This is a genomic window from Pseudomonas sp. GW821-FHT10B02, from assembly GCF_059415665.1.
The window spans coordinates 441,062-458,577 of sequence record NZ_JBWKNR010000002.1 but is presented as its reverse complement, the minus strand read 5'-3'; the positions used below and the strand labels follow the sequence as shown (position 1 = coordinate 458,577).

Annotated in this window: 19 protein-coding genes and 1 tRNA gene; 7 read left to right on the top strand and 13 right to left on the bottom strand. The window is 60.9% G+C overall.

What is annotated here, in order from left to right:
- Positions 1-42: 42 nt before the first annotated feature.
- The gene (locus AC07OF_RS05140; RefSeq protein WP_157193663.1) at positions 43-954 is read right to left on the bottom strand and encodes a helix-turn-helix domain-containing protein; all 912 of its coding nucleotides are present in this window, start codon (positions 952-954) and stop codon (positions 43-45) included.
- Positions 955-1,127: 173 nt separating this feature from the next.
- On the opposite strand from AC07OF_RS05140, the gene AC07OF_RS05135 reads away from it, so the two are divergent.
- The 4 genes from AC07OF_RS05135 (at position 1,128) to AC07OF_RS05120 (ending at position 5,436) form a co-directional block, all read left to right on the top strand.
- Entirely contained in the window at positions 1,128-2,486 is a 1,359-nt protein-coding gene (locus tag AC07OF_RS05135; RefSeq protein WP_038613835.1) for a glutamine synthetase family protein, read from the top strand.
- Positions 2,487-2,535: 49 nt separating this feature from the next.
- Positions 2,536-3,624, top strand: a complete 1,089-nt coding sequence (locus AC07OF_RS05130) for a polyamine ABC transporter substrate-binding protein (RefSeq protein WP_038613837.1) — start codon at positions 2,536-2,538, stop codon at positions 3,622-3,624.
- Between the two features lie 14 nt (positions 3,625-3,638).
- Entirely contained in the window at positions 3,639-4,934 is a 1,296-nt protein-coding gene (locus AC07OF_RS05125) for an NAD(P)/FAD-dependent oxidoreductase (RefSeq protein ID WP_157193664.1), read from the top strand.
- Positions 4,935-5,040: 106 nt separating this feature from the next.
- Positions 5,041-5,436, top strand: a complete 396-nt coding sequence (locus AC07OF_RS05120; RefSeq protein WP_157193665.1) for a hypothetical protein — start codon at positions 5,041-5,043, stop codon at positions 5,434-5,436.
- A 1-nt stretch (position 5,437) separates the two neighbouring features.
- Here the strand turns inward: AC07OF_RS05120 and AC07OF_RS05115 are convergent, their stop codons facing one another.
- Positions 5,438-6,124, bottom strand: coding sequence for a peptidoglycan DD-metalloendopeptidase family protein (locus tag AC07OF_RS05115; RefSeq protein WP_157193666.1), 687 nt, complete (start codon positions 6,122-6,124; stop codon positions 5,438-5,440).
- A 277-nt stretch (positions 6,125-6,401) separates the two neighbouring features.
- Here AC07OF_RS05115 and AC07OF_RS05110 point away from each other — a divergent pair, with 277 nt between their 5' ends.
- A complete protein-coding gene (locus tag AC07OF_RS05110; RefSeq protein ID WP_157193667.1) occupies positions 6,402-8,615 on the top strand; it encodes a TonB-dependent receptor in 2,214 nt (737 codons plus the stop codon).
- Positions 8,616-8,751: 136 nt separating this feature from the next.
- On the opposite strand, the gene AC07OF_RS05105 is transcribed toward AC07OF_RS05110, so the two are convergent.
- The 3 genes from AC07OF_RS05105 to queE form a co-directional block, all read right to left on the bottom strand.
- Positions 8,752-8,827 (bottom strand) — tRNA-Lys (locus tag AC07OF_RS05105).
- 61 nt (positions 8,828-8,888) lie between these two features.
- On the bottom strand, positions 8,889-9,563 hold the full coding sequence (queC, locus tag AC07OF_RS05100) for a 7-cyano-7-deazaguanine synthase QueC (RefSeq protein ID WP_157193668.1): 675 nt from the start codon (positions 9,561-9,563) through the stop codon (positions 8,889-8,891).
- 15 nt (positions 9,564-9,578) lie between these two features.
- The gene (queE, locus tag AC07OF_RS05095; protein WP_038613850.1) at positions 9,579-10,226 is read right to left on the bottom strand and encodes a 7-carboxy-7-deazaguanine synthase QueE; all 648 of its coding nucleotides are present in this window, start codon (positions 10,224-10,226) and stop codon (positions 9,579-9,581) included.
- Between the two features lie 298 nt (positions 10,227-10,524).
- Here queE and AC07OF_RS05090 point away from each other — a divergent pair, with 298 nt between their 5' ends.
- Positions 10,525-10,779, top strand: coding sequence for a hypothetical protein (locus tag AC07OF_RS05090; RefSeq protein WP_495072626.1), 255 nt, complete (start codon positions 10,525-10,527; stop codon positions 10,777-10,779).
- A 33-nt stretch (positions 10,780-10,812) separates the two neighbouring features.
- Here AC07OF_RS05090 and AC07OF_RS05085 read toward each other — a convergent pair whose 3' ends face one another.
- The 7 genes from AC07OF_RS05085 to AC07OF_RS05055 form a co-directional block, all read right to left on the bottom strand.
- Positions 10,813-11,811 (bottom strand): hypothetical protein, encoded by a 999-nt coding sequence (locus AC07OF_RS05085; RefSeq protein WP_422417031.1) that lies wholly within the window; start codon positions 11,809-11,811, stop codon positions 10,813-10,815.
- A 60-nt stretch (positions 11,812-11,871) separates the two neighbouring features.
- Positions 11,872-12,192 carry a hypothetical protein gene (locus AC07OF_RS05080; protein ID WP_495072625.1) on the bottom strand — a complete coding sequence of 107 codons (321 nt, stop codon included), beginning with the start codon at positions 12,190-12,192 and terminating at the stop codon, positions 11,872-11,874.
- Positions 12,189-12,500 carry a hypothetical protein gene (locus AC07OF_RS05075; protein ID WP_495072624.1) on the bottom strand — a complete coding sequence of 104 codons (312 nt, stop codon included), beginning with the start codon at positions 12,498-12,500 and terminating at the stop codon, positions 12,189-12,191. Before AC07OF_RS05075 ends, AC07OF_RS05080 begins: the two co-directional genes overlap by 4 nt.
- A gap of 143 nt (positions 12,501-12,643) precedes the next feature.
- A complete protein-coding gene (locus AC07OF_RS05070) occupies positions 12,644-13,429 on the bottom strand; it encodes a hypothetical protein (protein WP_495072623.1) in 786 nt (261 codons plus the stop codon).
- Between the two features lie 64 nt (positions 13,430-13,493).
- Positions 13,494-13,835, bottom strand: a complete 342-nt coding sequence (locus AC07OF_RS05065; RefSeq protein ID WP_495072622.1) for a hypothetical protein — start codon at positions 13,833-13,835, stop codon at positions 13,494-13,496.
- Positions 13,835-14,182, bottom strand: coding sequence for a hypothetical protein (locus AC07OF_RS05060; protein WP_495072621.1), 348 nt, complete (start codon positions 14,180-14,182; stop codon positions 13,835-13,837). The genes AC07OF_RS05065 and AC07OF_RS05060 overlap by 1 nt, the downstream gene beginning before the upstream one ends.
- A gap of 466 nt (positions 14,183-14,648) precedes the next feature.
- The gene (locus AC07OF_RS05055; RefSeq protein ID WP_495072620.1) at positions 14,649-15,347 is read right to left on the bottom strand and encodes a recombinase family protein; all 699 of its coding nucleotides are present in this window, start codon (positions 15,345-15,347) and stop codon (positions 14,649-14,651) included.
- A 159-nt stretch (positions 15,348-15,506) separates the two neighbouring features.
- Between AC07OF_RS05055 and AC07OF_RS05050 the strand changes: the two genes are divergently transcribed.
- The gene (locus tag AC07OF_RS05050; protein WP_495072619.1) at positions 15,507-15,719 is read left to right on the top strand and encodes a YegP family protein; all 213 of its coding nucleotides are present in this window, start codon (positions 15,507-15,509) and stop codon (positions 15,717-15,719) included.
- A 110-nt stretch (positions 15,720-15,829) separates the two neighbouring features.
- Here AC07OF_RS05050 and AC07OF_RS05045 read toward each other — a convergent pair whose 3' ends face one another.
- Positions 15,830-17,320, bottom strand: a complete 1,491-nt coding sequence (locus AC07OF_RS05045) for a DUF6538 domain-containing protein (RefSeq protein WP_495072618.1) — start codon at positions 17,318-17,320, stop codon at positions 15,830-15,832.
- Positions 17,321-17,516: the final 196 nt, after the last annotated feature.

The following is a 17,516-nucleotide window of genomic DNA, read 5'->3' as shown; positions in this document are numbered from 1 at the left end:
GGCCCTCTCGCCGACAGAGTCAGATACGTAGCGTTTCGCAGCTCAAGTGCGCTGCTGTGCTCGTTTCAGCGTTTCGCTGGGCAACTCCTTGAACAATTGCTGGTAGCTGCTGGAGAACCGTCCCAGGTGCCAGAACGACCAATGCATCGCCACTTCGGCCACGGTACTGCCACCCGCCCGCGCGCCCAGCAGTTCGCGGCGCGCACTGTTCAGACGGCGCAAGCGCAGCCAGTGCGCCGGGGTCATGCCGGTAAAGGCCTTGAATGCCTGCTGCAGCTGACGCAACGACACCCCGGCGACCTGCGCCAGCTCCAGCAGGTTGAGGGTCTCCTCCGGACAATCGGCGGCCCACTCGCCGACCCGGCGCATGATCGTGCGCTCCTCGGTACGCCGCCACAGCGCGCCGCGATCCAGGCGGACACAGGCGTTGTCGAGAATGAACAGGCAATCTTCAAGCAGTTGCTCGGCCAGCGCTTCACGGTTCGGCAGGTCGGTCTCCTGGCCCAGACGCGTCAGGGTGCTGCTCAACCAGCGCCCGAACAGCGCGTTCTGTCCCGAATTGAGCGGCGCCATGAACAGCCCTTCGAGACGGGCGATGTCCAGGCTGTGACGCTGGACGAACTCGGGGCCGAACACCACCGCCACTTCCTGGTAGTTCTCCGGGGTGATCCAGATGTTGCGGCTCTCGCCGTTGAGCAGGTACAGGGTGTTGTCGGTGCGATCGAAACAGAACGCCAGGGCACCCGGCGGTGCACTGAAATTCTGCTCGACCCGGGTGTTCATGAATTCTTCGTAGATCTCCACGCCCTGCAGGTCCAGGCAACGCACTTGACCGGCGAAATGCCCGGGCGACATCTGCTGGTAATGCTGGGTCCAGCTGGGTGTGGCACGCACTTGTTCGCCGACGTCGGCGGTGCTGAAAGCTTGTACCTGAAACGGACTTTCCGTTGTCATGAGCGGCTCTTTATGCACTCTGTTGGTGCATTTTATCCTGCGAAAAGTGGATAGATGGATGTTCAAGGCTCACCCAAGATAGACCTCAACGCGCTGCAGGGGAAGTCGTCCAGACGGCATACCGGCCTTGATCGCTGGTCCTGGCGCGGAATAAAACCAATAACGAGGTCTTTATGAATGCCCCTTTCGATCAGCTGTCTGCGTGGCTGAAAGAACACAAGATTACCGAAGTCGAGTGCGTGGTCAGTGACCTGACCGGGATCGCCCGCGGCAAAATCGCACCCACCAACAAGTTCCTGCATGAGCGAGGCATGCGCCTGCCGGAAAGTGTGTTGTTGCAAACGGTAACCGGGGATTTCGTCGACGACGACATCTACTACGACCTGCTTGATCCGGCCGACATCGACATGGTCTGCCGCCCGGACTCAGCCGCGGTATACGTGGTGCCATGGGCTATCGAGCCGACCGCCATCGTCATCCACGACACCTTCGACAAGCAGGGCAACCCGATCGAACTGTCGCCGCGCAACGTCCTGAAAAAAGTACTCAAGCTGTACGCCGACAAGGGCTGGCAGCCAATCGTCGCGCCCGAGATGGAGTTCTATCTTACCCAGCGCTGCGAAGACCCTGACTTGCCGCTGCAGGCGCCACTGGGCCGTTCGGGCCGTGCCGAAAGCGGTCGCCAGTCGTTCTCCATCGACGCCGCCAACGAATTCGACCCGCTGTTCGAAGACGTCTACGACTGGTGCGAAGCCCAGGGCCTGGACCTCGACACACTGATCCACGAAGACGGCCCGGCACAGATGGAGATCAACTTCCGTCACGGCGACGCTCTGGATCTGGCCGACCAGATCACCGTGTTCAAGCGCACCATGCGTGAGGCGGCGCTCAAGCACAATGTCACCGCCACCTTCATGGCCAAGCCAGTGGGCGACGAGCCCGGCAGCGCCATGCACCTGCACCAGAGCGTGATCGACATCGCCACCGGCAAACCGATCTTCGTCAACGAAGACGGGCAGATGAGCGAGCTGTTCCTGCAGCACATCGGCGGCCTGCAGAAGTACATCCCCAAGGTGTTGCCGATGTTCGCCCCCAACGTCAACTCGTTCCGCCGCTTCCTGCCCGATACCTCGGCACCGGTGAACGTCGAGTGGGGTGAAGAGAACCGCACCGTGGGCTTGCGTGTGCCGACCTCGAGCCCCGACGCCATGCGTGTGGAAAACCGCCTGCCAGGCGCCGACGCCAACCCTTACCTGGCGATCGCCGCGAGCCTGCTGTGCGGCTACCTGGGCATGGTCGAGAAGATCAACCCCAGCGCTCCGGTGCAGGGCCGCGCCTATGAGCGGCGCAACCTGCGCCTGCCGATCACCATCGAAGACGCCCTGGCCAACATGGAAGACTGCCCGAGCGTCGAGCAGCACCTGGGCAGCAAGTTCGTGCGTGGCTATGTCGCGGTCAAGCGCGCCGAACATGAAAACTTCAAGCGCGTGATCAGTTCGTGGGAGCGGGAGTTCCTGCTGCTCAGCGTCTGAGCCGTGCCGGGTACCAAACGTCGATAAAACAATTCCAAGAGGTGTCGATATGCGTTCATTGAAAACAGTTGCAAGTGCGACCCTGGCGCTGCTGGTCAGCGCCACAGCCCAGGCCCAGCCCAGTGTCAGCGTGTACAACTGGACCGACTATATCGGTGAAACCACCCTGGCGGATTTCCAGGGCAGCACCGGTATCAAGGTCATCTATGACGTGTTCGACTCCAACGAAACCCTGGAAGGCAAGTTGCTGGCCGGTCGCACCGGTTACGACGTGGTCGTGCCTTCCAACCACTTTCTCGCGCGCCAGGTCAAAGCCGGCGCGTTCCTGAAACTCGACCGCGAGCAACTGCCGAACTGGAAAAACCTCGACCCGGTGCTGCTCAAGGCCCTGGAAGAGAACGACAGCGGCAACCAGCATTCGGTGCCCTACCTGTGGGGCACCAATGGCATCGGCTACAACGTCGACAAGGTCAAGCAGGTGCTGGGGGTCGATCACATCGACTCGTGGGCGGTGATGTTCGAACCGGAGAACCTCAAGAAGCTCAGCAAATGCGGCGTGTCCTTCATGGACTCCGCGGATGAACTGTTCCCGGCGGTCCTCAACTACATGGGCATGGACCCGCGCAGCAATAATGTCGAGGACTACAAAAAGGCCGAGGCCAAGCTGCTGAGCCTGCGCCCCTACATCACCTACTTCCACTCCTCCAAGTACGTCTCGGACCTGGCCAACGGTGATATCTGCGTGGCCTTCGGCTACTCCGGCGATGTGTTCCAGGCGGCCAACCGCGCCAAGGAAGCCAACAATGGCGTCAACATTGCCTACGCCATTCCCAAGGAAGGCGCCAACCTGTGGTTCGACCTGCTGGCCATTCCCGCCGACGCCAGCAATCCGAAAGAAGCCTATGCCTTTGTGAACTACCTGCTCGACCCGCAAGTGATCGCCAAGGTCAGCGCCACCGTCGGTTATGCCAACGCCGTGCCACCGTCCCAGCAGTACATGGACGCCGATCTGGTCAAGAACCCCGAGGTGTACCCGCCGCAGGCGGTGCTGGACAAACTGTACGTCTCCAACACCCCGACCCCGCAGATCATGCGGGTGATGACCCGCTCCTGGAGCAAAGTGAAGTCGAACAAATGAACCAGGGAGCCTCTATGAATCCTGCTGCGCAACATGCCAGCTCCTACTACCGGGCATCGGTCGCTGCGATGCCTGAACACCCGGTGCTGAGCGCTGAACTCAGTGCCGACGTGTGTGTGATCGGCGGCGGTTTTACCGGCGTCAACACCGCAATCGAACTGGCCCAGCGCGGCCTCTCGGTGATCCTCCTGGAAGCCCGTCGCATCGGCTGGGGTGCCAGTGGCCGCAACGGCGGCCAGCTGATTCGCGGCATCGGCCATGAGGTCGAAGGCTTTGCCCGCTACGTCGGCCAGGACGGGGTGAAATACCTGCAGCGTGCCGGCATCGAATCGGTCGAAGTGGTGGCCAAGCGCATCAACGAGCACAACATCGACTGCGACCTGCGCTGGGGTTTCTGCGAACTGGCCAATACCCCGGCCCAGTTCGCCGCTTTCCGCGCCGAGCAGGACAGCCTGGCAGCCCTGGACTACCGCCATGAAACCCAACTGGTCGGCCCTGAGCGGATGCGCGAAGTGGTCGCCTCCTCGGTTTATGCCGGCGGCTTGATCGACCGTGGCTCGGGCCACCTGCACCCGCTCAACCTGGTGTTGGGCGAGGCGCGCGTGGCGGCCGCCCTCGGCGTACGGATCTTCGAACACAGCCCGGTGCTGGAGATCAACCACGGTGCCACTGTACAAGTGCGCTGTGCCCACGGCAGCGTGCGGGCCGGCAGCCTGGTGCTGGCGTGCAACGCTCACCTGGAAGAGCTCGAGCCGCGCCTGAGCGGCAAGGTGCTGCCTGCTGGCAGTTACATCATCACCACCGAGCCTCTGTCGCCAGCGCTGGCCAATGAACTGATCCCGCAGAACCTGGCGTTGTGCGACCAGAAAGTCGGCCTGGATTACTACCGGCTCACTGCGGACCGGCGCCTGCTGTTCGGCGGCGCCTGTCATTACTCCGGGCGCGACCCGCTGGACATTGCCGGGTACATGCGGCCGAAGATGCTCAAAGTGTTCCCGCAACTGGCCGACACCCGCATCGAGTTCCAGTGGGGCGGCAAGATCGGCATCACTGCCAACCGCTTCCCTCAGGTTGGCCGCCTGTCGCAGCACCCCAACGTGTACTACGCCATGGGCTATTCCGGGCATGGCCTGAACGTCACCCACTGGACTGCGCGCCTGCTGGCCGAGGCAATCGATGCCGGCCACAGCCAGGGCATGGATGTGTTCAGCGCCGTGCCGCACATGACCTTCCCTGGCGGCAAGGCGCTGCGCTCGCCGCTGCTGGCGCTGGGCATGATGTGGTACCGGCTGCGTGAGGTGCTGGGCTGAACCTTGCGCATAGCGCCCTGCTCCAGGCCCTTGCCAGCGACCCAATTGCAGCTACTGTCAGTTAAGTTCGGTTGCGCATGGCAACGGGCACTGGAGGGGAGAAACGATGAAAACGGTCAGCAAGCTCTGCTTGTCAGGCGCGCTGCTGCTGGTGTTGGCCGGCTGCAGCAGCATTGATGCGCGCACTACCGAGTATGTCGGGGTTGCCCATGCAGCCCCCACCAACGCCGCCAATGTCGAGGTGCTGCGCCGCGAACCGCTGCGCCCGCATTCCCGACTGGGTGAGATCCTCGTGGATGCCAGCGTCGAGCCGGCACCGCCGATCAGTGATGTCGAACAGAAGCTGCGTGACGAAGCCGCCAAGATCGGCGGCGACGCCGTGGTGGTGGTCTACGACCGCATCCAACCGCAGTCGGCCTACGTCAGCGGACCGCTGTGGGACCGTGACATCCACACGGTTGAAGGACGCAAACTCAAGGGTATCGTGATCAAGTACCAGTAGTTCAGCTTTCGGCTGGCAGTACGCTCAGCGGATTTACCGGCTTGCCGTTCTGGCGAATCTCGAAATACAGCTGCACGCGATCGGCATCCAGGTCTCCCGCTTCGGCGATCTTCTGGCCCTTGCTGACGGTTTGCCCTTCTTTGACCAGCAGTTTGCTGTTGTGGCCGTAAACGCTGGCATGGGACGTGCCGTGCTGGAGGATGATCAGGTTGCCATAGCCGCGGATATTGGTGGCGAACGCCACCTTGCCGCCAAGGCTGGCGAACACCGGCTGCCCCTGCGTCGCGGCAATGCGAATGCCCTTGCTGAGTTTATCGGCTGCCGAGTAGCGACCAATCACCGTGCCCTGCAGCGGCCACGCCCAACCGCGCAAGGTGACATTGGTAGCCGGGGCAACAGGCTTGCCCTTGCTGGCGGTTGTGGTCGTGGTGCGCGTCGTGGTTTTCGAGCCACCAAAGCGAATGGTCTGCCCCACATTCACCGCGTAAGGCGCACTGATGCCGTTGTAGCGCGCCAGCTCCTTGAAGCTCCAGCCATGGCGCGAGGCAATCGAATACAAGGTGTCGCCGCGCTTGACCTTGTAGCTGCCGGTCATGACTTTGTTGGCGGAGACATGCGGACTGGGGGTGTGGGAACTACACGCCGAAATCGCCAGCATTACGGCGATCAGAACAAACCTCAAAAACACACGACTTCCCTAATCCCGAAGGCACCATTGGAGAGGCGGCCACTATAAATCAGTCTGAGCATTTCCAGTACATTGCCCGCAAGGCCTGACGACCATCTGATGGCCAGATAGCTTCAGCCATGCAAACCCCCCCCCGCCTCCAGCCCCTCAGCAGATAGCAACATTTACTTACATTCGAGACATATGAAAATGTTTCTCAAGTGCGACAGAGTGCATATACGATTGCCAATGATTCTCAATAACAAATAATCTATTGTCTCATTAGGTCGCACTCAACATGGCAGGCTCGCTCTCCTCCACTCGTTCCTCCAGCTCCTTCATCGCTTCAGCCCTTGGCTTAGCCGTTGCGTCTTCAAGCAGTCTCGTGCTCGCCGAGCAATCGCAGCAAAAGCCCCTGCAACTGGACAACATCAACGTAGATGCCAAGCCCGGCAGCCCCTACAAAACCGAGCACTCGGCATCGAGCAAAATCGCCACATCACTGCTTGATACGCCCCAGACCATCACTGTAGTGCCTGCCCAGGTGATTCAGGAGCAGCAAGCCCTGAGCCTTCGCCAAGTGCTGTCCAACGTCTCTGGCATCACCTTCAACGCTGGCGAAGGCGGCGGTGGCTCGGGCGACAGCATCAACATCCGTGGCTTCTCGGCCAACAGCAACATCCAGATTGACGGTTTGCGCGACAGCGCCCAGACCAATCGCACCGACACCTTCAATGTCGAGCAAGTCGAAGTGATCAAAGGGCCGAACTCGGTGTTCGGCGGTGCCGGCACAACCGGCGGCAGCATCAACATCATCAGCAAGCAGCCGCAGGATCGCGCCTTCACCCGCCTGGGTGGCAGTGTCGGTACCGACAATTACTACCGCATGACCCTGGACAGCAACCAGCCTCTGGAGGGCGTGGGTGATAACAGCGCCTTGCGGATCAACCTCATGGGCCACCAGAACGATGTCGCCGGTCGCGAAGAAATTGACCGTGAGCGCTGGGGGATCGCCCCCTCCCTGCGCCTGGGTTTGAGCGAATCCACGCGCCTGACGCTGAGTGCGTTCCATCAGGTGGACGACAACCTGCCTGACTATGGCGTACCGGCCCTCGACGGCAAGAAAATGGGTGGTGTCGATCGCGAAGACTATTTCGGCTGGAAAAACCTTGATAAAGAAGAGATCGAGCAAAGCTCCCTCACAGCCAACTTCGAGCACGACTTCAACGATAACCTGCGCCTGCAGAACCTCACCCGCTACAGCCATATCGCCCGTGACACCACGGTGTCCGCCTCGCACGTAAACACCGAGGGCGTCCCACCGGGCCGTTACCGTCCGGCAGGCCCACAGGGCTATGGCCGCGATGCGACCACCGAAATGTGGATCAACCAGACCAACCTGATCAGCAACTTCAATGTGCTGGGCATGCGCCATGATCTAGTCACTGGCGTGGAGATCTCACGAGAAACCCTGGACCTGAAGACCTACAACCATGGCCTTGGCACTACGTTGTACCCAGGCGACGGTTACGACCTGAGCAATCCGCCCGGTCACTGGTCTGGCCCGATCAACAAGGCCACCAGCGGCTACACCGAGACTGAACTGACCAACCAGGCGCTCTATGTGTTCGATACCATCGCTCTGCATGAGCAATGGGACCTGAACCTGGGGCTGCGCTATGACAAGTTCAAAGGTGAAGCTCAGGGCTACTCCGCCGCTCATGTCAAAACCTCCGACTTCGAGTCCACCGACGAGAAGCTCAGCGGCCGCGCGGGCCTGGTTTACAAACCGACCGAGAACGGACGCATCTACGTCGCCTGGGGCAACTCGTTCAACCCCTCCGCCGAAAGCCTGGCCTCCACCGGTGGTGGCCTGACTGCCGCGACCGAAGACCTGGCGCCAGAGAAAAACGAGACCTGGGAACTGGGGACCAAATGGGAGCTGCTGGATAAGCGTCTGGAGCTGGATGCAGCGTTGTTCCGTGTAGAGAAGAGCAACGCCCGCGAAACCATGGCCGACGGTTCGACCCAACTGGCGGGTAAACAGCGCGTGCAAGGCGTGGAAGTGGGCGTGACCGGTCACATCACTGAACAATGGGATGTATTCGCCAACTACACCTTCCTCGACAGCGAAACCCTGGAAGCCGCCGACACCGCCGCTGGCATCGCCCGGGAAGGCCAGGCGCTTGGCAACACGCCCCCGCGCTCGTTCAACCTCTGGACCACTTATGAGCTGCCCGCTGGCTGGACCCTTGGCTATGGCGCACGCTACGTCAGCGAGCGCAACGTAACCTCCAGCACCAGTGCCAAGCTTGATGCCTACTGGCTACACAATGCGATGGTGGCCTATCGGGTCAACGACAACCTCGACCTGCAGCTGAACGTCAACAACCTGTTCGACAAAGACTACGTCGAACGTGTGCGCCAGCAGAACGGTACCGATGCACGCTCGTCGGCCATCGAGTATGGCGATGCCCGCTCGGCGATCCTCTCGGCTACCTACGCGTTCTAAGGTAAGAGCCGGCTTGCCCTGCGATCGCGGTGCGTCAGTCACACCGCGTTCCAAGGCAAGCCCCGCCACCGGGCTCGCCAGGCAAAACGAAAAAGCCCGCGACCTTTACAGGACGCGGGCTTTGACTTACAGCATATGGTGGGTCGTGTAGGATTCGAACCTACGACCAATTGGTTAAAAGCCAACTGCTCTACCAACTGAGCTAACGACCCGTTGGATGGCGCGTATAATACTGATTTCTAACAGGAAATCAACACCCCATCGCAAAATAATTTAAAAATATCGTGTTGGGTCTTCTACACCCGCTGCTTTGAAGCCGTCAGCACGCAGGCGGCAGCTGTCGCATTTGCCGCAGGCACGGCCTTCATCGTCGGCCTGGTAGCAGGAAACCGTCAGGCTATAGTCCACGCCGCGGGCCATACCGGCCTGGACGATCTGCGCCTTGCTCAGGTTCTGCAGCGGTGCCTGGATACGGAATCCCTGGCCTTCGACACCAGCCTTGGTGGCCAGGTTGGCCATGCGCTCGAATGCCTCGACAAACTCCGGACGGCAATCCGGATAACCGGAATAGTCCACGGCGTTGACGCCGATAAAGATATCCCGCGCCTCAAGCACCTCGGCCCAACCCAGGGCCAGGGACAGGAACACCGTATTGCGCGCCGGGACGTAAGTGACCGGGATCCCCTCGCTCGGAGCCTCAGGCACGTCGATGCTGCTGTCGGTCAGGGCCGAGCCGCCGATGCCGTCCAGGTTCAGGCCAATGACCTTGTGCTCGACCACACCCAGGTCACGGGCGACCCGAGCGGCGGCGTTCAGCTCCGCGCGATGGCGCTGGCCATAGTCGAAGCTCATGGTGTAGCAGCTGTAGCCCTCAGCCTTGGCCATGGCGACCACGGTGGCCGAGTCCAGGCCACCGGAAAGCAGAATTACCGCACGTTTCTCAGTCATTGCATCGCGCTCCTGTCAGCGTCCCGGTTCGTCATTCCAGAGCAGTTTGTGCAACTGCATCTGAAAACGAACCGGCAAATTATCGGCCACAATCCAGTCGGCGAGGTCGGTGGCGCTCACCTGATGGTGGCTTGGCGAGAACAGCACTTCACCTGCACGTTTTTCCAGGCCGTATTGAATGAGTTTGGACACCGCCCAGTCGTAGTCTTCACGCGAACAGATGACGAACTTGACCTGATCATTGGCGGTCAGCAGCTCGATGTTCTCGTAACGGTTACGGTGCGCTTCCTCGGAGCCTGGGGTTTTCAGGTCAACGACCCGGCTGACACGCGGGTCCACTCTGGAAATATCCAGGGCGCCGCTGGTCTCCAGCGAAACCTCATAGCCCGCGTCACACAGCTGCGTGAGCAAAGGAATGGCATTGGGCTGGGCCAGCGGTTCGCCGCCGGTGACGCAGACATAGCGCGGCTTGAAGCCTGCGACCTGCTCGAGGATCGAATCAAGGGTGCGGACAGTGCCGCCGCTGAAGGCGTATTCGCTGTCGCAATACTGGCAGCGCAGCGGGCAGCCGGTGAGACGGACAAAAACCGTGGGCAGGCCAGCGGTACGCGTTTCACCCTGCAAAGAGTAAAAAACTTCGGTAATTCGTAATGTGTCTTGCATAGTCGCCACGGGCGTAACAGCTAAACAGGCTGTCCGCCTCCGTCAGGCACCGCTGAAAACCCGTCATCGCGTAGTTCACAGCAGCGTATTTCAATAAAAGGGCAGAGATTCTAACGAAGAACCGGGCAATTAGTCCAGAAGCCTTGATTTTACTGGGTTTGAGCCGTTTGTCGGTTCGTTGCGTCACGTCCGGTGCACAGGGCTTGTGCCCCACTAGAACGGTACATGTAGGCCAAGTCGGATTGGCGAAATCTGCATTCACATATCAAACTGCCAGCACCATTAAGAGGAGATTCCCATGGAGCAGTGGCAGGTATTGTTGTGGGGCGGTATCGGCTTCCTCTTGGCTCGCTGGCAATACACGCGCAATGGCGATATTGCCGTACGCCAGCAAGCCGTGTGCGGGGTCTACTATGCCGAGCAGTTGGCAGGTCGTAACCTGGAGGACTGGGAAGTTAAAGCCATCGCCGGGGGCCACTTCTCGACACGCGGGCAATACCTGGATGCCAAGGATTCGAGCCGGTTCTTAGAAAGGCCATTCCAGCAACCATAGAGGCCAAGGCCGTGCAGGCGGGCCATCCAACAATTAACCAATAGTCGCCGCGAAGCCGCCCAGACCACCGCCGTGCAAGACGCGGCGGCTCCGGTCCAGAGAGCTATTGCCCACCGCCGCCTCCTGGAATCGGTGAGGTGTACGGGCCAGGCGCTCGCCTACTTCCGCCTGTAACTGCTCCAATGCGGCTTGGCTCACGGCAACCAGCACACTGTGCGGCAGGACTACACGGCCACCTTGAGCATCGGCCTCACGGTAAAGGACAGCGCCACGGGTACTTAACTTCACCAGAGACGCACCAGCCCGGAATGACAGGTCAGCAGCCGATAGGCCAGCGCCAGGCAGAGTGGCTGGAATGATCTCACTACCCGCCAGCGCCACCAGCACCTCAAGGTCAGTCAGTACCAGTTCAGCGGGATCAACGCCAGCGGCAAGAAGCACCATCAGGCCACGGCCAGCGGCCATGACAGGCAGGTCGGCGGCACCGGCGGTGTTCAGTTTCTCGCGGGCTACGAGGTCCAGCGCGGTTGCGGCCATAGTCTTGTTACCGGCGCCAGCGGCATCCCGCACCACGTCAGCGCCCAACACGCCGCGCACATGCAGAACCGCCAGCAGGTCGGCCAGCCAGGTCTGGATTGCCTCAGCCTGGCGGGCAGCGTGGGCATCGCTGGAGCGCAGGTACTCGGCCTGCTGCCCCCGGTACTGCCTCGCCTCATCGTCGTACTGAATGGCCGAGGGAAGGTCGGCCAGTGGCATGCCGGATCGTGCGGCCTGGGCAAGTACAGAGCCCAGCTCCCGCGCTACATCATCAGCGCCAGTGCGCTTGCCCTCGGCTCGGGCCGGGTCAATGAAGCGCTCAGCCATACGGCTCAGCCCGGCTTTCACATCGGCGTAGTTCTGGGGGACAGCGGGCGCGGTGAGTTCCGGCACGTCGAGGCGGCCCAAGGTAATGGCGGTGCGCAGGGCGCCTAACAGGGCTTGGGTGCGCGGCGATACGATTGCGTTGATAACTTGCTTATTGATTTTAGACATTTGTGTTCTCCGGTGCGTGCTCATGTAATTGGTTTGGATCGAGGTCGTGAATGCAGCCAGTCAGGTATTGATGCCGAGAGAGGAGCCTGGACGCTGGCGGCGAGTGCCTGCGGCATTGCCGCCTGCGATCACCTCAGCGGTGAACTGCTCGACTGTGCCGCTGCTGATAGCTGCTTGTGATTGGACGGCCTGCTGCGCCTCTCGGGCTTGGCGAAACTGATACGCCTGCATAGAGAGTTCGGTAAGGTCGGCATGAGTCAGGCCACGTTGTCGCCGGGCCATAGCCTCCGCCCTGGCGGCCTCAGTCTCAGGCGTTTCCTGCACCGACTGAATCATGCCAATCAGCTCGTGGATGCCACCCGTATTGCTGGCCGGGATCATGCTGCCGCCTCGACTGGCGAGCGCTTCCACTTCCCTCGGCGGTCACCATCTTTGCCGGTGGCTTGAAGCTGGGCACGGGTGCAGATCAGCCACGCCAGGGCCTGGGCCTTCTCGCCATATGCAAACTCGCGCTGATAGAGCACGCCATCACGCTGTACATGGGCAACCCACTTGAGGCGCTTGGTCAGGGTTAAGCCGCGCACCTTGTCGCGGGACATCATGCGCAGGACGAACGCTAGGGCGTTGTGGTCCAGGGTTAGTGTGGTGGTCGGATCGTCCCTGACGATGTGGGAATAACGGGTAGTCATGTGGGTTCTCCTTGAATGCCGCCCACGGCTTCGCCTGCGCAGGTCTAGCGCTTTGGGAAGGCGTGGGCATGGGATTTAGTAAGGTTGCGATAGGACGCGCTAAAAGAACCTGGGCGAGCCTGTAGGGATCGGTTAACTAACGATCAAATGCAGAGGCGGGCCAGCTCGGAATCATCGTGAGCCACTTCTGGTACTGCCACCCCTGGAACCCGCGCGGATACTGGGCGGGCCATTTGCTGCACTATGTTAATAGGGTGGTTCGCCAGGTGGTCCACGATAGCGGCGGTGCGGTCTAAGCGCTGACCAAGTGGCTCATTGCTGAAGCCGGGGATGGCTATGCAGCGCAGCTCGTGCATGACGGTCTGATGGGGTACACCTGGGAATCGCTGGGCGAACTCAAGGGCAGCATGTTCGATGGCTTCAAAGACGGATTGAGCAGCGTCCAGCATGGCGCGGTGGCTACCTCGTGGGTCGTGCGCAGCAATCCAAGCTGGCACAAATAGGGCTACCCGCCCCTGGCCCTTGGCCTTGCGCTTCACATCGTCACGCAGACGGCGGTGCTCGGGCTCCTGCATGTTCAACGACCCGTCAGCGGATACGCCAAACAGTGCCTTCAGGACATCTGCATATTCATGGTACCGGGCACCCTCGGGGCGGGCAGCCAAAGCCAGGAGTGCGTCCACTGCATCGGTGCGTTTCATGGTGGGGGCTACCTCGTGTGAAGTCCAGAAAGCGGATTGATCGGCGGTGGCGCTCATGTCCAGCGGAGCGGTTAACTGCGCCAGTGCAGCCACTCGGCGACGGGATATGCCCAGCTCGGCGGCAACCTGTCGTTGGCTCTTGAGCGGCAGCAGATCGTGCACGGCATACAGCAGATGGATCGTTTCAACGGCGGCAGCAAGGCGCGCCGGGATTTGTGCGGTGGTCATATCGGTCCTCGCATATCGGGAGCCGAAGGTTTCAGGCAATAGCCCTCCGTCACATCGGCTTGTATCAGGTTGGGGAATCGGAATTGGCCAGGCCGTACTCAGCAAGAAGCGCTGCGCGGCTGGCGGGTTCGTTTTGGGTCGGTGATGCAGGGCCAGCGGATTGAGTGGTTGGCGGGCGTTTGAATTGCTCGCGCAGTTTCTCCAGTTCGGCAGCGCTGTCCTCCTGCCTGGCAGCCTTCGCGGCTTCAATCAACTTGAGGAGCGACACGCTGGCCGAAATCGTGGCGGCATCTACGGGATAGCCCTGCTCCTTCGCGTCCTTATAACGCTGTTGGGTGCCGTCGATAGTTGCCGCAAGCAGTTCCAGGCCAAGGCGATCAAGGTTGATCTTGCGTGGTCGAGCCATTAGTAACCCCCGCGCTCGTTCAAAGCGTCGAGCAACCGAGCCTCTGTCCAGGCATGCCGCCCCTGCTGTTCGCGGTCCAGCATTCGCCAAACGTTGAACGCTTGGGAGCCGGGGCAGTATTCACGGATGTGCGTTCCTGGCAGGTAGCGGGTTTGTAATCCGGCACGCCGGATGAGCGCGGCAATAGCGTTCATCAGGCTGCTGCGCGGCACATCGGGGAAGGCCTTGCGGAGGACTGTTGTAGTGATTGGTTGTGGTGCAGATTGGGTGAAGTTAAGGCGCATAAAGCGGACGATTCGGGCAGCCAAAAGCGCGGGACGGCCTTGCAACTGGGTGTTGTTGGACATGATGCCTCCAATAGTTTCAAGTAGCGGTGTGCGGGAAGTCGAAAGCGTTCCCGCCAAGAGATTCAAGGTCTCCAGACAGGTAGTGTGTCGAGGGGTACGGAAAGTAATCAGGTGGGACGGGGTGTATCAGATGCCGGGTAAACCGGGGCAGGCAGTCCACGCTGTTGCAGGTCTGCTCGGGTAGCGATGATGGTCGGTGCTGGAGGGTAAAAAGCACGGCGCCCACTTAGGGTGGCAGGCGCCGCGAACACGTAGGGTTACACGCAACAAACAGAACCGGCAGAGCGCAGCCAGGTGGTTACTTTGCTCTACTACTGTATGTGACAATTAAAAACAGTGGTTCCATATCCCGGCCAATAGCCCCTTGGTTACAAGGCCTAGCGGGCAGGTAGCCCAGACAAGGCCAGGAACGGCTCTCAGCGCGGAGCCAGCACAGATTAGGCCGGGAGTGCAGAGCCAGGCTAGATCAGGGGAAGGCAATGCCCAGACGCTCTAACAGCCGCTTCACCTGCATCGGGTTGAACGATGCGCCACGCGCAGTCCGATGCCCTTGATCGTTGAGCCACGAGGCCATAGCAGCCAGCGTCCGGCAGCCATCGAACATCCCGGCCTTGATATGTGAGGCCATGCTATCGGCCCAACGGTCCGCCTTCGCCTTTACTGCATCCACAGCAGCGGCCTGTCCCGCTACCTGCCCTACTGCGCGCCCCTTTGAGCGTCGTTCGACTTTCGCCAGCGCCTCTGTATCTCCGCCCTCGGCACGTGCCTTGAGGGACGCCAGAGCGGCCTTGGTACGCTGACTGATAAACGTGCGCTCTTGCTCGGCTAGGGCCGCGTATAGATGGAGTTGCAAGGTATCTGCGTTGGGCATGGTGGCGACACGGAACTCAGCCCGCTTCATCATCCCAGAGATATGCTCTACGTCGCGGCTCAGGCGGTCCAGCTTGGCCACCACCACCGGCAGACCGTGACCAAACGCCTTGGCCCCCTCCGGGCGCTCCAGGGGATGCACGGTGCCGCTGACACCTGCCTCGGTATACTCGGCTACCACTTCCCACCCTGCCTGCTGCGCGGCGGTCTGGATGTACTCCCGCTGAGCCTCCAGCCCCAGCCCAGAGCGCCCTTGCTTCTCGGTCGATACTCGGTAATAGGCGACGACTTGCATGCTGCTGACTCCTTGCTGGGTGGCTTGGGGTCGAGCATAACAATCTGTTGTCGTTCGTCAAGAGTTTGTTAACTGCTCTTTGGTTGACTGGAAGCAGTAGACAGCCGCCGTGGCCAATTGCTAGCGTCGACACTCCTAATCGCAAATGGAGAGTCACCGATGGCCGAGGTTGCGTATTTCTATATCTATAAGGACACAGCCAAAGAATGGCGCTGGCGCTTTGTGGCAAAGAACTCAAAGACCATCGCCGTTAGCTCTGAGAGCTACCACAACCTAACCGACTGCGAGCACTCCATCAGCTTGCTCAAGGGGCAAGGCCCTACCGCCCCGGTCGTCGGAGACGAGGAGTTCAAACGACTCCGCGCCAAGTAGCGGCGAGGGCTTATGGCCCATAGCGCTGTCAAAACCCTTGCTATACATGCCCTACGGGGGAGTTTGGCCTTGATCGGGTCAGACTCCCGCCGCGCACGATTGCAACGAATTTAGGCCGGAGAACTTTCAAGCAACTGACGCACCTTGCCCAGCAGTTCCCGTTGAGCAGTCAAAGCCGACTTGCCACCGTAGATGCTGGTCATGCTCTGCCTCCCAACGTGCCCAAGGATTGCCCCCGCCTGCTGCTCAGTGGCCCCGGCATGACGCATCAGGTCAGCCACGGTGTGCCGGACACCGTACAAGGTGTGACCAGCAGGCAGACGACGTCCGAGAAGATCATGCAATCGGCGCACCCGCTGCTCCGTCCTACGGCCCAGGTCGGCTGGCTCTCCCCTCTCGGCCAATACCAGCCTGAATAGCCGAGCATCATCCTCATGCACAGGTAGGTCACGTCGACTAGCGTCGGTCTTCCTGCCGGACAGCCCCGCCTGGAACACCAGTTCCTTGCCACCCATGATGTCCTCTCGCACCGCCAATGCCTCCGCCCCCTCGCGCAACAACTCGGACGGGCGCAAACCGTAGCGAGCCAGGATGAGCAGCGCTGCGTAGTCCGCTTCCGGCGCGGTATCGCGCATGTTCTGGATGCACGCCCGGAGCATCGCCACAGGGATCGGCTGGCGGGCCTCCTTCCTGGCACCAGCGCCGGAACGAATGGTCTTGGCAGTGGCGTCCAGCTTTGGCAGTTTGATCCCCTCCCAACCCGGCATGCAGCGAAGCACGGCCAGAATGGCGTTGGTGCTGGTATTGAGAGACGACGCCTTCATGCCCTCGACAAGACGGCGCTGACCATAATCAAGGATGCTCTGCACCTGCTCCGCTGGAGTGGCTGGCCAACGAAGGGCGTCCCGGCATAGGGTCTGCACCTGCTGGCCACGTCGTGGAGTGGCATGGGCCAGGTATTTGTCCAAGGTCCGCCGAAACTCAGCGGCAGTGGTCTGGCCTTGGCGCGCCCGCTGCACCGGAGTAGGGGGTGGTTCGGCAGGCTCTGAAGGGGTCTTGGCAATGCCTACGCTGCCACTTGCCACTGAGGAACCAGCGCTGCCAAAAGAGGGAATCTCCCCCCGTTCAAGGGCTTCTAACGCCCTATGTACGGCCATCGCTTCCAAAGGACTGTACTCGGCTGCGCCTGGATGTTGCCCCTTGGCAACCGCCAACCATGCTTCCTTTCGCCATTCCAGTTCGGCGGCCCAGGTAGGAGTCAACCGCTGGCTAGGCTCAAGGGCCTCAATGACCGAGCGAGTAGCCTGCTCTACAACAGCCTGTAGGCGCTCTAGGATCGCGTCTGCCGTCACCCTTGGAGAAGGCGCGCCAGCGGCCGAGCCCCCTCCTGCACTGCCTGCCAGGACGGTCTGACCCATTGCTTCGGCACAGGTCCGATCAAAGTCCACCGACACGACACGCGCCAGTTGTAACGCCTCTTTGCGGTCGCTAGTTCCTAGTGCTTTACGGAACTCGGCCCGACCCACAATGCTAGCAACCTCGACCGGAAAGCGGCGGCGGTAGATGAACCTTCCGTCTCGTTTCATGAGATGGTCAGACATGGCGCAACTCCTGGCACCGGGTCACGTGCACCGAGCATGCGCCTCGGTGGAATGGCCCTCTAAACGGCTGTTGTGCCCCGGTCAATCCAGGGCTGAAAGGCCCGCAGAATGCGGCCTGCGCCGTGATCCGGCAAGGAGTTTGTGCACCATCCCTCTAACGAAAAAACCCGCGACTAGCGCGGGTTTCTTTCTAAAC